The sequence below is a fragment of the Pseudomonas sp. FBCC-B1667 genome, from assembly GCF_059133255.1.
In genome coordinates this window covers 5968217-5981704 of sequence record NZ_CP101437.1, presented here as the reverse complement: position 1 = coordinate 5981704, position 13488 = coordinate 5968217, and the positions used below count along the sequence as shown (strand labels likewise).

Below are 13488 nucleotides of genomic sequence, written 5' to 3'. Positions count from 1 at the left end.
TGCATGTTCAAGCGCAATTCATGGCTGAGCCGCTGCATCACGCCCAAGACTGGCCTGCCGGTGCAGGTCATCTGGAGCGCGAGCGGTCTGGCCTGGGTTCTTTTGATCGGCCTGTGGGCCGGGTTGTCCTATGGCGGCGTGGTGCCAGGCATGTTCCTGCCGACACCGGGCGCGGTGGCCGAAGCCGCCGTGCGCCTGGGCCGCGACGGCACCCTTGGCCTGCACGTGTGGGCCAGTCTCGAAGTGGTAATGGTCGGTTTCATTGTCTCGTCGCTGGTGGCGGTGCCGCTGGGGTTGCTGATGGGCAGCTTCCGTATCGTTCAGGCGTTCCTTGAGCCGATGGTGAACTTCATCCGCTACCTGCCGGTCACCTCGTTCGTGCCGCTGTTCATTCTGTGGATCGGTATCGGCCTGGAGCAGCGAGTCTCGGTGATCATCTTCGGCGTGTTCTTCCAGCAACTGGTGATGATCGCGGACGTGTCCAAAGGCATCTCCAAGGATTTGATCAACGCGTCCTACACCTTGGGCTCGACCCGTCGCGATGCGGTGCTGCATGTGATCGCCCCGGCGTCGTTGCCGGGTGTGCTCGACACCTTGCGCGTGACCATGGGCTGGGCCTGGACCTACCTGGTGGTTGCCGAACTGGTCGCTGCTTCCAGTGGCCTGGGTTACTTGAGCCTCAAAGCCATGCGTGGCTTTCAAGTGGATGTGATTTTTCTGGCAATCGCGATCATCGGCCTGCTGGGCCTGGTCACCGATCAACTGTTCCGTTTCCTACGTCTGAGGATCGCCGCATGGGCTCAGTAAGCGCCGTCAACCCTCGCTTCGTCACACCGTCGGCCACCCCGGTGCTGGCCGCTCCAAGGCTGCAAGTGGACAAGGTCAGCCTGCGCTATCAGAAACCTGACGGCGGCATGTTCACTGCGCTGGAGCAGGTGTCGTTCGAAGTGCCGGATCAACAATTCGCGGTGCTGGTCGGGCCTTCGGGCTGCGGCAAGTCGAGTTTGCTCTACCTCACCGCCGGCCTTAACGAACCCACCGAAGGCGAGATTTACGTCGGTGGCCAGCAAGTACAGGGGCCGGGTGCGGATCGCGGCATGGTGTTCCAGAGCTACACGTTGTTTCCGTGGCTGACGGTGCGCCAGAACGTCGAGTTCGGGCTCAAGCGTCGCGGCATGGCGGCTGCCCGGCGCAAGGAGATCGTCGACTATTACGTCAATGAAGTGGGCCTGAGCGGGTTTGCCGACAACTACGCCAAGCAGCTGTCCGGCGGCATGATGCAGCGTGTGGCGATTGCCCGTGCGTTGGCCAATGATCCGCAGATCCTGCTGATGGACGAACCTTTCGGCGCGCTCGACAGCCAGACGCGCCTGCAAATGCAGCAACTGTTGTTGCGGGTCTGGGGCAACAGCAAAAAGACCGTTTTGTTCGTGACCCACGATATCGACGAGGCGGTTCTGCTCGGTGATCGGGTCTACGTGATGGGCGCCAGGCCTGGGCGGATCAAGCAGATTCTGGATGTGCCGATCGAACGCCCACGGACCCTGGACATGGTCATGGAGCGCTCGTTTATCGACATGAAGCGCAAGATCTTCGGACTGTTGCATGACGACCTGGAAGAGGTGCATTGAACCGATTTTCTGGCCATACCCAATCCCACAGGTTTTGCGTTGTCAGTTGGCGGGTAGCAGGAACCGTGCAATCACCGGCAGGTGATCGGAGATGCGCAGCGTGTCGTCTTGCCTCACCATCGCCTCGACCCGTTTGATGCGCGGACTGTAGAAAAGGTAATCAACCGTGCGGTCCGGGCCATTCAAGCCCGGATCATTCGGATAATGCGTCAGCCACCGGGCCCGATCGGCGCCGCTGGCTTCGTTGTTGGTCGGGATCATCGCGTACTTGCCCCACAGCACGTGCAGCGCGCTGTCGGCGGAGTAGGGCGTGCGTTGCTCCTCGGGCAGTCGGCGAAATTGCCCTAGCGGCAACAGATTGAAATCACCACCGATCAACCACGGCGTGCCACGACCTTCGAATTTGTCGAGCACGTTGGCGACGGCCGCCACTTGGGCTTGCAGCGTTTCGTCTGGCTGGATGACGCGGTCCAGATGGGTGTTGAGCACCGCCATCTGACCGCCGTCGTTCAACGGCAGGTAAGACACCAACAAGGCATTCTTCGGTTTGAACTGACGGCTGATCAGGTTGGCCGACGCGACCGGCAATTGCAGGCGTTCGGCATGTTCGATCTGGTAGCGGCTGAGCGTTGCCAGTTGCCGACCGACGCTGCCGAAGATGTGTGGCTCGGGCACGAAGTCGGCTTTCCAGTCGAAGGCGCGAGTGCTGCACGGATACAGGTCGGCAACCCGCTCTTGCAGGAGTTTGAACTGGTTTTGATAGTCGCTGGTCTTGGCGTTGTCATCGAGTTCCTGCAGCAACACGATGTCGGGGGATTCGTCGCGAATCACCCGTGCCACTTCGTCGAGGCTGAAGGCCATGTCTTCCGGCGTGGGCTCTTCATCAGTGCCCTGCGCGAGGTCATTCCAGAACACATAGCGTTTACCTGCCAGGTACTGGACGTTCCAGGTCATCACTTTCAATGCCTGACCGGGTACCAGGGTGGGTGCTTGAGTCGTGCAACTGACCGGCAGCACTTCCTTGGAGTCGGGGCGCCAGGTCAGGTTGTAGATCAGTAATGCGATCACGCCGGTCACGATCAACAGACTCAGCAGGGTGTAGCGCAGTAGACGGGTCATGGCTCGGCTTATAGCGTTACAAAAGATGGCCCCGAGCATAACCGAGACCGGGGCCGAAGCCCACGGTCAGAGCGGCCCCTCAATCTTCTCGGGTGTATCACCAATCAGCATGAACAAGCGGAACAACACGACGCTGGTGAACAGTTGCAGGAAGCTGTGGGCGCTGTCGATCAGCAGGGAAATCACCGGGTTTTGCGGGTCCGGGTACACCGCGAGGGTGGCGCCCTTGAGCACCCACAACGGGCCCATCACGCACAGGATGCACACCAGAATGCGCATGAAGTGGCCGCGAGTCAGGCGCAGGCTTGCTTTCATGGCCGCCAACGGGGCCATGCCACGCAGCACCAACAGGTACTCGCCGAAGGCCAGGGTCACCATCAGATAGATACCGGGCAGGAAGTAGAGCGACAGGCCGAGCAGGATCAGCAGGGTATTGAGCGCCGTCAGCAGGGCGAAGCGCGGCCACAGGTACGCCGAGCGGGTCAGCAGATCACGGTTGCGCGGCGACTCACCGCGGCTGCGGGCGTCGAGAAACAGGATCAGGGCCGCGGTGTACAGCGGATAAACCAGCAAGCCGACGATCACGCTGACGCCGGGAAAACTGTCCGGCTCGGTAGAGCGGTCGACAATTTGTTGCAGCAGCGCCTCGAAGATCACCAGTGGCAGGCACAGTTGCACGATCTGCCCCAGATTGCGCTTGAAGAAATACAAGGAGTCACGCAGTACATCGAACGGATTCATCAGTCGGTATCGCAGGTTGGAAGCAGTGGTCCACTTTAACCGATCAAACCCCAGGGGGCGCAAACGTAAACGTTAGGTAAAGCTCATTGAAACAACTTGTTTCAGCCTCCATTAAGGTCGAGCACCTTATCCTCTTTGGAAAAGGACAAATGATTTCCCCCGGCAATCTACGAGGTCGCCATGAACAGCGAAGAACAAACCCTGATCGATGGACTGTTTTCCCGGCTGCAACAGGCCGAAACGGACTCAGCCCCGCGCGATGCCCTGGCTGAGGCGCGGATCAAGGAACACCTGGCTCGCCAGCCTGCGGCCGGCTATTTCATGACCCAGGCGATCCTGGTTCAGGAAGCTGCCATCAAGAGCCTTGACGAACAGAACAAGCAACTGACCCGGCAAGTGCAGCAATTGCAGGCCGAACTGCAAGCGGCCAAGGCGCAGACAGCGGCCCCGGCGCCAAGCGGTGGCGGCTTTTTGTCGAGCATCTTCGGTGGCAGTGCCCGCGATCCACAGCCCGCACCGACCCAGAGCGCCCCATCGTCCACAGGCGGCTGGCGTGAACCGGCACGGCCATCGTTCAATTCACAGCCACCGCAGCAGAATTTTGGTGCCACGCCGCCACAGCAAAACTATGCCCCGCAACAGCAGGCGCCGGCGGCGGGCAGCAGTTTTCTCGGTGGTGCGTTGAAAACCGCGGCCGGTGTCGCGGGTGGCGTGATGCTGGCACAAGGCATCAGCAGCCTGTTCCATCACAATCAGCAGCCGGAAGTGGTTGAAGTGATCAAGGAAGAACCGGCTCAGGTCAATGACCAGAGCAACGGCGGTTGGGGCGATGACCAGCGTATGGCCGACAACAACACCAACGATCAGGGCGGTTTTGCCGACACTGATTACAGCGATGACAGCTCGTCATTCTTCGGCGGCGATGACGACGATTCCTTCGTCTAAGACGCCATTCGTCCGGGGCGCGACCGTGCCCCGGGCCGATTATTCGCGGAACAATCCTTCGGGCTGGCATACTGGGCGACTTTTCGGGCCAGGGTGCCTGATCTCGCCTGCGCGCCTGTGCGCCAAGAGGAAACCCGCGGTGAAAAAAATCGCAGTGTTCGCCGATGTTCAAAACCTCTATTACACCGTGCGTCAGGCCTATGGTTGCCACTTCAACTACGCCGCGTTGTGGGCTGACATCAGCAAACAGGGCGAGATCGTCGAGGCTTATGCCTACGCGATCGATCGTGGCGACAGCAAACAGCAGCAGTTTCAGCAGATCCTGCGCAACCTTGGTTTCACCGTGAAGCTCAAGCCCTACATCCAGCGCAGCGACGGTTCGGCCAAGGGCGACTGGGACGTGGGCATCACCCTCGACATCATGGACGCCGCCGATCATGTCGACGAAATCGTGCTGGCCTCCGGCGACGGTGATTTCGACATGCTGCTGGAACGCATCATCAGCAAGCACGGGGTGCAAGCGGTCGCCTATGGCGTACCGGGGCTGACCGCCAACTCGCTGATCCGCGCTGCCAGCCGGTATGTGCCGATCGAAGGCGCGTTGCTGCTCAAGAATTGATTTTTACGGAGTTGAAACAGGTTTGGAACGCATAGCAGTCATCGACTTTGAAACCACCGGGATCTCCCCGAGCAGCAGCTGCAGGGCTACCGAAATTGCCGTGGTGATCCTTGAACAGGGGCGCATCGTCGAGCGTTATCAAAGCCTGATGAACGCAGGCGTGCGCGTGCCGGCGTTCATCGAGCAACTCACCGGCATCAGCAACGCCATGCTGCGCACCGCGCCATCGGCGGAGCAGGTAATGAACGAGGTCAATGAGTTTGTCGGCTGTACTCCGTTGCTCGCGCACAACGCCGCGTTCGACCAGAAGTTCTGGGACTTTGAGCTGGGGCGGATCAAACGCACGCGTTTGCAAAACTTTGCCTGCTCGCTACTGCTGGCCCGTCGGCTGATGCCGGCAGCGCCGAATCATAAACTCGGCACCCTCACCACCTTCGCCAACTTGCCCGACACCGGCAAGGCTCACCGGGCGATGGCTGATGCCGAGATGGCGGCCAACCTGACAACGCACTTGATGAACGAGTTGCAGCGCAAGCATGGGTTGCGCGAGTTGTCCCATGATTTGCTGTGCGGCTTGCAGAAAGTGCCGGCGGCGAAGATCAACGAACACCTCAAGCGTCATCGCGGGTTCTGAAACTCACCACAAAAACCTGTGGGAGCGGGCTTGCCCGCGATGGCGATTGATCATTCAGCATTGTTGTTGACTGACACTCAGCCATCGCGAGCAAGCTCGCTCCCACAGGGACTGCGTTGATTCAGACTTTGCCATTACCTTCGATGTGCCCCAACGGCACGCGCTTTTCTATTGCGCTCGACAACACAATCGACGTCTTGCTGAACCCGAACTTGGCAATCCGGTTGATCAACGCTTCCAGCTCCGGCATCGAGCCCACCGCCGCTTGCATGATCACGCACGGATCGCCGGTCACCCGGTGGCATTCGGTCAACTGGGGGATTTTGATCAGATCGTCGTAGGCCTTCTGATTGCCATGCTGGTTCAGGCGCAGTTCGATCACGCACTGGATCGGCAAGCCGAGCTTGGCCATGTCGACTTTCGCCTGGTAACCGGTAATCACGCCGCTGGCTTCCAGTTTAGCCACGCGCTCGGCCACGGCCGGGGCGGACAGATTGACCTTGCGCGCGAGGTCGGCGTAGGACGCACGACCGTTTTCCAGCAGGGCGCTGAGGAGCATGCGGTCGTATTTATCCACGGACTATTCCTGAGAAATGACTGACTTTCGAAAGCACGGTTTATATCGCTGAAGTCCGTGTTTTGAAAAGTGTACTGGCGTGATAAACAGGTTTTGTAACTTATTTTTCGCCGTTGGCCTTTCTAGAATAGCTGTTCACATTGTTTTGTCATCGAGCTGCCCATGCCTGGCTTACGTCGTTTTCCCTTGCCGTTGATCGCTGCCTTTTTCGCGTTGTACGTGATTTGGGGCTCGACCTATCTGGTGATCCGCATCGGCGTGGAGTATTGGCCGCCATTGCTGCTCGCGGGGATCCGTTTTGTGCTCGCCGGGACGTTGATGTATGGCTTCCTGCGCTGGCGCGGGGCGCCGGCACCGACCTGGGCGCAGTGGAAAGCGGCCGGCATGATCGGGATCCTGCTGCTCGCCTGCGGGAACGGCGGCGTCAGTGTCGCCGAACACATGGGGGTGGCCTCCGGCGTGGCGGCGCTGGCGGTGGCGACGGTGCCCCTGTTTACCTTGTTGTTTGGTTATTTCTGGGGGGCGCGTAATACCCGTCTCGAATGGGCCGGGATTGCGCTGGGGCTGATCGGCATTGCCATGTTGAATCTCGGTTCGAACCTGCAATCGAGCCCCTTGGGTGCTCTGTTGCTGGTGTTTGCGGCGGCGTCCTGGGCGTTCGGGTCGGTCTGGAGCAAACACGTGCCGTTGCCGGCGGGGGCGATGGCCAGTGCGGTGGAAATGCTGGTCGGTGGTGTGGCGCTGCTGATCGGCAGTGCCGTGAGCGGCGAACATCTGCAAGCCATGCCGCCGATCGAAGGTTGGGCAGCCCTGGCGTATCTGACGTTCTTCGGCTCAATCATCGCGTTCAACGCTTATATGTACCTGTTGAAAAACGTGCGTCCAGCGGCGGCGACCAGTTATGCCTACGTCAATCCGGCCGTGGCGGTGTTGTTGGGTATCGTGTTTGTGGGTGAGACCATCGGAATCGAAGAAGGGCTGGCGATGCTGGTGATCATCAGTGCCGTGGTGTTGATCGGATTGCCGCAGTGGCGTCGGGCGCCGGTGCAGCCTGCTTTGGTCGCGCCGACAGAATCCCGTGTGAATTAGGGTAAACTGCGCGCCATTGCATCTTGTTATGCACACTTGTTTTGAAAAACCCGCGCTGAATTTTCCTACGGTAATCCCATGACTTTCGCCACCCTTGGCCTGATCGAACCCTTGCTGCGCTCTCTCGAGACGCTCGGCTACCAGACCCCGACGCCAGTTCAGGCGCAAGCCATTCCGGCGGTGCTGGCCGGTCGCGACCTGATGGCTGCGGCCCAGACCGGCACTGGCAAGACGGCCGGTTTCGCGTTGCCGCTCCTGCAATTGCTGGCCATGGAAGGGCCGAAAGTCACCGCCAATTCGGTGCGCGCACTGATTCTGGTACCGACCCGCGAACTGGCGGAACAGGTTCACGAAGCCGTGCGTCAGTACGCCGAGAACTTGCCGCTGAGCACTTACGCGGTGTACGGCGGCGTCAGCATCAACCCGCAAATGATGAAGCTGCGCAAAGGCGTCGACCTGCTGGTGGCCACGCCGGGCCGTTTGCTCGACCTGTTCCGTCAGAACGCGCTCAAGTTCAATCAGCTGCAAACCCTGGTACTGGACGAAGCCGATCGCATGCTCGATCTGGGCTTTTCCGAGGAGCTGGGCAACATCTACAAGGCGCTGCCGAAGAAGCGTCAGACGCTGTTGTTCTCGGCGACGTTCTCCGAGGCGATCCGCACGCTGGCCGGGCAAATGCTCAACGATCCACTGAGCATCGAAGTCAGCCCGCGCAACGTGGCGGCCAACACGGTTAAGCAGTGGGTGGTGACGGTCGATAAGAAGCGCAAGCCGGAACTGTTCGTTCACTTGTTGCGCAAAGGCAAGTGGAAGCAAGTGCTGGTGTTCGCCAAGACCCGCAACGGTGTCGACGCGCTGGTGGAAAAACTCCAGGGCCTAGGCATCAATGCCGACGGCATCCACGGCGACAAACCGCAGGCCACGCGTCAGCGCGCACTGGACCGTTTCAAGGCCAGTGAAGTACAGATCCTGGTCGCCACTGACGTCGCGGCCCGTGGCCTGGACATCGAAGATTTGCCGTTGGTGGTCAACTTCGACCTGCCGATCGTGGCCGAGGATTACATCCACCGCATCGGGCGTACCGGCCGTGCGGGTAACACCGGGCAGGCGATTTCGCTGGTCTGCGCCGATGAAGTGAATTTGCTGTCGGCCATCGAGACGTTGACCCGTCAGACATTGCCTCGGCAGATGGAGCACGACTTCGAACCTGAACATCGCGTGCCGGATACCGATGCCAGCGGTCAGGTGGTGAAGAAGCCGAAAAAACCGAAGAAGCCGAAGACTTCCAGTGGCGGTAAACGCAATCTGGGCAAATGGGTTGAGAGCGGTGATGCTTCGGCGCCGGAGCCGTCGATCAAGCCTGTGCGTAAAGTGCCGGTGTTCAACACTGGGCCGCGCAAACGTAAGCCTTAAGTGTCGGCGGCGTCTGTCAGGACGCCTTCGCGAGCAAGCCCGCTCCCACATTCGATCGCATTCTTCTGGGAGAACCCGGTTAAATGTGGGAGCGGGCTTGCTCGCGAAGGGGGCAACTCGGTCTCAAGCCTTGCGCTTCAACCACTCCACCATCCCGATCCCCGCCGCACGCCCACTGGCGAAACACGCGGTCAGCAGATAGCCGCCCGTCGGCGCTTCCCAATCCAGCATCTCTCCCGCGCAGAACACGCCAGGCAATTGCTTGAGCATCAAGCGTTCATCCACCGACTCGAACATCACACCACCGGCGCTGCTGATGGCTTCGTCCAGTGGGCGGGTTTTCACCAGCGTCAGCGGCAGTGCCTTGATCGCGTTGGCCAACAATGCCGGGTCGCTAAAGCAATCGGCTGGCGTCAGTTCACGCAGCAACGCGGCTTTCACGCCATCAAGGCCCAGCTGACTGTGCAGGTGCTTGGACATCGAACGTGAACCGCGTGGTTTGCTCAGCGCGGCCTGCACTTTATCCACAGGCTTGCCTGGCAGCAGGTCCAGGTGAATAGTCGCGGAACCGGTGAGGTTGATCGCTTCACGGATCGGCGCGGACAGGGCGTAAATCAGACTGCCTTCGATTCCGGTCGCCGTGATCACGCATTCCCCGAGCCGTGGCACGTCGTCATTGAGACCGATGGCGATGTTTTTCAGCGGCGCGCCGGCGAATTTACTGACCATCAATTCGCTCCAGGCCTGCACCTCGAAGCCGCAATTACTCGGTTGCAACGACGCCAGTCCTACGCCGCGTTGTTCCAGTGGCAGCATCCATGCGCCGTCCGAACCGAGACGCGACCAACTGCCACCGCCGAGGGCCAGCAGGGTGGCGTCAGCCTTGACGATTTTTTCGCCTTCGGGGCTGTCGATCCGCCAATCACCGCTGTCATCCCAACCGAGCCAACGGTGGCGGGTGTGGATAACTACGCCGGCATCACGCAACCGTTTGAGCCAGGCGCGCAGCAGGGGCGCGGCTTTCATGTCGGTCGGAAACACCCGGCCGGAACTGCCGACAAAGGTTTCAATGCCCAGATCATGAATCCATTGGCACAGCGCTTCGGCGCCAAAGGAGCGCAGCAGCGGCGCAATCTGCGGGGCACGGTCGGCGTAGCGCGAGAGAAACGCCGGGTAGGCTTCGGAATGGGTGATGTTCATGCCGCCGACACCGGCCAGCAGGAATTTGCGTCCCACCGAAGGCATGCCGTCGTACAGGTCGACCTTGATCCCGGCCTGACTCAACACTTCCGCTGCCATCAGGCCGGCAGGGCCGCCGCCGATGATGGCGACATGAGGGGAGAGGGCGGTGGAAGATCGGGTCATGGAATGCGCTGCGGTTTGGCGGAATGAAGGCGGGCATTCTACCAGCACAGATCCCTGTGGGAACGGCGGTGTATTTGAGGTGGTTAAAAAACAACCAGCGCTGTGTAGGCTATACGCCGCAAGGGCTGTAGGTCCTTTCACTCAGGTTATCCACAGGCCGTTCCACAGGCATTGTGGGTAAACACTCACGGTCAATGACAACCTGATGACTGCCACACCCGTTGCGCGCTGTGATGCAGAATCCCGTGCCGGCGCGCCAACGCCTTGCGGTCCTTGCTGTAGCCACCGCCGATCACCCCGACCACCGGAATATCCCGGCCCAGGCAGTGGCGCATCACGCTTTCATCACGTGCCGCGACACCTTCGTCTGTCAGCTTCAAGTAACCCAGAGCGTCATCCTTGTGCACATCGACGCCGGCGTCGTACAGCACCAGGTCCGGTTGGTAGAGCGGCAGCAAATAGTTGAGCGCGTCGTCGACCACTTTCAGGTAGTCGGCGTCGCCCATGCCCTTGGGCAACGGGATGTCCCAGTCACTTTCGGCTTTGCGTGCAGGAAAGTTCTTCTCACAGTGCAGGGAAACGGTCACCGCGTCCGGGGTGTTGTGCAGGATCCGTGCAGTCCCGTCGCCTTGATGCACGTCGCAATCGAAGATCAGCACCCGATTCACCCGGCCGCTTTCCAGCAGGTAGTGGCTGATCACGGCCAGGTCATTGAAGATGCAGAAGCCGGCCGGGTAATCGTAATGCGCATGATGCGTGCCGCCGGCCAAGTGACAGGCCAAACCGTGTTCCAGCGCTTGTTCCGCCGCGAGCAACGATCCGCCAACCGCGCGCACCGTGCGCCGGGCCAGGGCTTCGCTCCAGGGCAGGCCGAGGCGCCGCTGGTCTTCACGGGACAACTCGCCGCTCATATAACGTTCGATATAGGCAGCGTCATGGGCGAGGGCGAGAATGTCCGTGGGGCAGAGTTCCGGGCGCAGCAGGTCGGCGTCCCGGGTCAGGCCGCTGTCCACCAGGTGATCGCGCAGCAGGCGAAACTTGTCCATGGGGAAGCGGTGATCCGCCGGAAACTCGGGGCTGTAGTCTTCGTGATAAATCAGCGGCAGCGGCATGATGATTTCATGTAGGAATGAGAGAAGGATCCTACCAGCGATGTAGACTTGCGGCATGGAAACGGGGGAACGCAATGGAGCCAATACTGGAACTCGAAAGTGCGCGACTGCTGTTGCGGCAGTGGCACGATGAGGACCTGCCGGAATTTGCGGCGATGTGTGCCGATTCGCAGGTGATGCGTTATTTTCCGGCGCCGTTGAGCCGTCTGGAAAGTGCCTCGCTGATTGGACGTATTCGCGGGCATTTTGCCGAGCACGGATTCGGCTTGTGGGCGCTGCAACGCAAGGACACCGGCCAATTCATCGGGTTTACCGGGCTGGGCGTGGTGGGCTTCGACGCGCCATTCACTCCCGCGACCGAAATCGGCTGGCGCCTGGCGCGTGAGCATTGGGGCCTGGGGTATGCCAGTGAAGCCGCGTGGACCGCTCTGCGTTGCGGGTTTGACCGCTTGGGGCTGTCCGAAGTCGTGTCCTTCACCGCGCAAACCAACACGCCTTCCGAGAAAGTCATGCAGGCCATCGGCATGCACCATGATTCAGCCGATGACTTCGAGCATCCGAAGCTCGCAGCCGGCCATCCCCTGCGTCACCATGTGCTGTACCGCATCACCCGCGAACAATGGCTGCAAACCTTGCATGGATAAGCCGCCGCGGACGTTTACAATGGTCGCCATCTTATTGGCCCTGGCCAGAAACTGAATCGACCGTCGCAGCCAAGACTGCGCGGCAATGTTTTGCGTGAGGAGAGCCTGAATGAGCCAAGTGTTGGATGATCTGGTCGACCTGTTGACCCTGGAACCGATCGAAGAAAACCTGTTCCGTGGCCGCAGCCAGGACCTGGGTTTTCGCCAGTTGTTCGGCGGTCAGGTGCTCGGCCAGTCGCTGTCGGCGGCCAGTCAGACGGTAGAAGAAGCGCGCCACGTGCATTCGATGCACGGTTATTTCCTGCGTCCGGGCGATGCCGGGTTGCCAGTGGTGTATCAGGTTGATCGGGTACGCGACGGCGGCAGTTTCAGTACGCGCCGGGTGACGGCGATCCAGAAAGGCCACCCGATTTTCACCTGCAGCGCCTCGTTCCAGTACGACGAAGAAGGCTTTCAGCACCAACTCGAGATGCCGGTGGTGGTCGGCCCGGAAAACCTGCCGTCGGAACTGGAGCTGACCCAACAGCGTGCGCACCTGATTCCGGAAAAAATGCGCGAAAAACTGCTGTGCCCGAAACCGATCGAATTTCGCCCGGTGACCGAGAAAGACCCTTACAACCCGCAGCCGTCCGACCCGGTCAAGTACGTGTGGTTTCGTGCCGACGGTGCGTTGGCCGACTCACCGGCGCTGCACAAATACTTGCTGGCCTATGCGTCGGACTTCGGACTGCTGGTAACTTCGATGCAGCCTCACGGCAAAACGGTCTGGCAGAAAGACATGCAGGTCGCCAGCCTCGATCACGCGCTGTGGTTCCATCAGGATCTGCGCGCCGATGACTGGTTGCTCTACGCGATGGACAGTCCGTGGGCCGGTAATTCCCGCGGCTTCAGCCGTGGCAGCGTGTTCAATCGCGCCGGGCAGTTGGTGGCCTCGGTCACGCAGGAAGGCCTGATTCGTCACCGCAAGGATTGGGCATGAGCCTGGCCGAGGTGCGTCATTGGGTGTTCGACATGGACGGCACCCTCACAGTGGCCGTGCATGACTTCGCGGCGATTCGCGTGGCCTTGGCGATCCCGGCCGAAGACGACATCCTGACCCACCTCGCGGCGCTGCCAGCCGATGAAGCGGCGGCTAAACATGCCTGGCTGCTGGAGCATGAACGTGATCTGGCGCTGGGTTCGAAACCGGCGCCGGGCGCGGTAGAACTGGTGCGCGAGTTGGTCGGGCGGGGTTATCGCCTGGGCATTCTGACGCGCAATGCCCGAGAGCTGGCGCACGTGACGCTGGAGGCGATCGGCTTGGCCGACTGCTTTGCGGTGGAGGATGTGCTGGGCCGCGATGAAGCACCGCCCAAGCCGCATCCCGGTGGTTTGCTGAAACTGGCCGAGGCCTGGAACGTGCCGGCGAGCGAGTTGGTGATGGTTGGTGATTACCGCTTTGATCTGGATTGCGGGCGGGCGGCCGGGGCACGGACGGTGTTGGTGAATTTGCCGGATAACCCGTGGCCGGAGCTGACGGATTGGCATGCGGCGGATTGCGTGGCGTTGCGGGAAATGTTGTTGGCTTGAGCGCCTCTTCGCCTCGCTCGCGAAAGGGCA

At 60.6% G+C, this 13488-nt stretch carries 15 protein-coding genes; 10 read left to right on the top strand and 5 right to left on the bottom strand.

What is annotated here, in order from left to right:
- Positions 1–3: 3 nt before the first annotated feature.
- Together NL116_RS27635 and NL116_RS27630 are read left to right on the top strand one after the other, a co-directional pair.
- A complete protein-coding gene (locus NL116_RS27635) occupies positions 4–807 on the top strand; it encodes an ABC transporter permease (RefSeq protein ID WP_027924262.1) in 804 nt (267 codons plus the stop codon).
- Positions 795–1631 (top strand): ABC transporter ATP-binding protein, encoded by an 837-nt coding sequence (locus tag NL116_RS27630; RefSeq protein ID WP_494374882.1) that lies wholly within the window; start codon positions 795–797, stop codon positions 1629–1631. The genes NL116_RS27635 and NL116_RS27630 overlap by 13 nt, the downstream gene beginning before the upstream one ends.
- Before the next feature lie 42 nt (positions 1632–1673).
- Here NL116_RS27630 and NL116_RS27625 read toward each other — a convergent pair whose 3' ends face one another.
- Positions 1674–2750 (bottom strand): endonuclease/exonuclease/phosphatase family protein, encoded by a 1077-nt coding sequence (locus NL116_RS27625; protein ID WP_494374881.1) that lies wholly within the window; start codon positions 2748–2750, stop codon positions 1674–1676.
- 66 nt (positions 2751–2816) lie between these two features.
- Complete coding sequence (locus NL116_RS27620; protein WP_494374880.1) at positions 2817–3491, bottom strand: YciC family protein; 675 nt, start codon at positions 3489–3491, stop codon at positions 2817–2819.
- Positions 3492–3671: 180 nt separating this feature from the next.
- On the opposite strand from NL116_RS27620, the gene NL116_RS27615 reads away from it, so the two are divergent.
- From NL116_RS27615 to NL116_RS27605, 3 genes are all read left to right on the top strand, one after another.
- Positions 3672–4436: a DUF2076 domain-containing protein gene (locus NL116_RS27615; RefSeq protein WP_494374879.1), complete on the top strand. Its 765-nt coding sequence runs from the start codon at positions 3672–3674 to the stop codon at positions 4434–4436.
- A gap of 139 nt (positions 4437–4575) precedes the next feature.
- Positions 4576–5055 (top strand): LabA-like NYN domain-containing protein, encoded by a 480-nt coding sequence (locus tag NL116_RS27610; protein WP_007990686.1) that lies wholly within the window; start codon positions 4576–4578, stop codon positions 5053–5055.
- A gap of 22 nt (positions 5056–5077) precedes the next feature.
- The gene (locus NL116_RS27605; protein ID WP_494374878.1) at positions 5078–5689 is read left to right on the top strand and encodes a 3'-5' exonuclease; all 612 of its coding nucleotides are present in this window, start codon (positions 5078–5080) and stop codon (positions 5687–5689) included.
- Between the two features lie 121 nt (positions 5690–5810).
- Here the strand turns inward: NL116_RS27605 and NL116_RS27600 are convergent, their stop codons facing one another.
- Entirely contained in the window at positions 5811–6266 is a 456-nt protein-coding gene (locus NL116_RS27600) for an Lrp/AsnC family transcriptional regulator (protein WP_494374877.1), read from the bottom strand.
- 162 nt (positions 6267–6428) lie between these two features.
- Between NL116_RS27600 and yedA the strand changes: the two genes are divergently transcribed.
- Together yedA and rhlE1 are read left to right on the top strand one after the other, a co-directional pair.
- Positions 6429–7355, top strand: coding sequence for a drug/metabolite exporter YedA (gene yedA / locus NL116_RS27595; protein WP_494374876.1), 927 nt, complete (start codon positions 6429–6431; stop codon positions 7353–7355).
- A 78-nt stretch (positions 7356–7433) separates the two neighbouring features.
- Positions 7434–8768: an RNA helicase RhlE1 gene (gene rhlE1, locus NL116_RS27590; RefSeq protein WP_494374875.1), complete on the top strand. Its 1335-nt coding sequence runs from the start codon at positions 7434–7436 to the stop codon at positions 8766–8768.
- Between the two features lie 123 nt (positions 8769–8891).
- On the opposite strand, the gene NL116_RS27585 is transcribed toward rhlE1, so the two are convergent.
- Positions 8892–10133, bottom strand: a complete 1242-nt coding sequence (locus tag NL116_RS27585; RefSeq protein ID WP_494374874.1) for a TIGR03862 family flavoprotein — start codon at positions 10131–10133, stop codon at positions 8892–8894.
- Positions 10134–10324: 191 nt separating this feature from the next.
- On the bottom strand, positions 10325–11245 hold the full coding sequence (locus NL116_RS27580) for a histone deacetylase family protein (RefSeq protein ID WP_494374873.1): 921 nt from the start codon (positions 11243–11245) through the stop codon (positions 10325–10327).
- Positions 11246–11319: 74 nt separating this feature from the next.
- On the opposite strand from NL116_RS27580, the gene NL116_RS27575 reads away from it, so the two are divergent.
- The 3 genes from NL116_RS27575 (at position 11320) to NL116_RS27565 (ending at position 13458) form a co-directional block, all read left to right on the top strand.
- A complete protein-coding gene (locus NL116_RS27575) occupies positions 11320–11889 on the top strand; it encodes a GNAT family N-acetyltransferase (RefSeq protein WP_494374872.1) in 570 nt (189 codons plus the stop codon).
- Positions 11890–11998: 109 nt separating this feature from the next.
- A complete protein-coding gene (gene tesB / locus NL116_RS27570) occupies positions 11999–12868 on the top strand; it encodes an acyl-CoA thioesterase II (RefSeq protein ID WP_494374871.1) in 870 nt (289 codons plus the stop codon).
- Complete coding sequence (locus tag NL116_RS27565) at positions 12865–13458, top strand: HAD family hydrolase (protein WP_494374870.1); 594 nt, start codon at positions 12865–12867, stop codon at positions 13456–13458. Before tesB ends, NL116_RS27565 begins: the two co-directional genes overlap by 4 nt.
- The last annotated feature ends 30 nt before the right edge of the window (positions 13459–13488 follow it).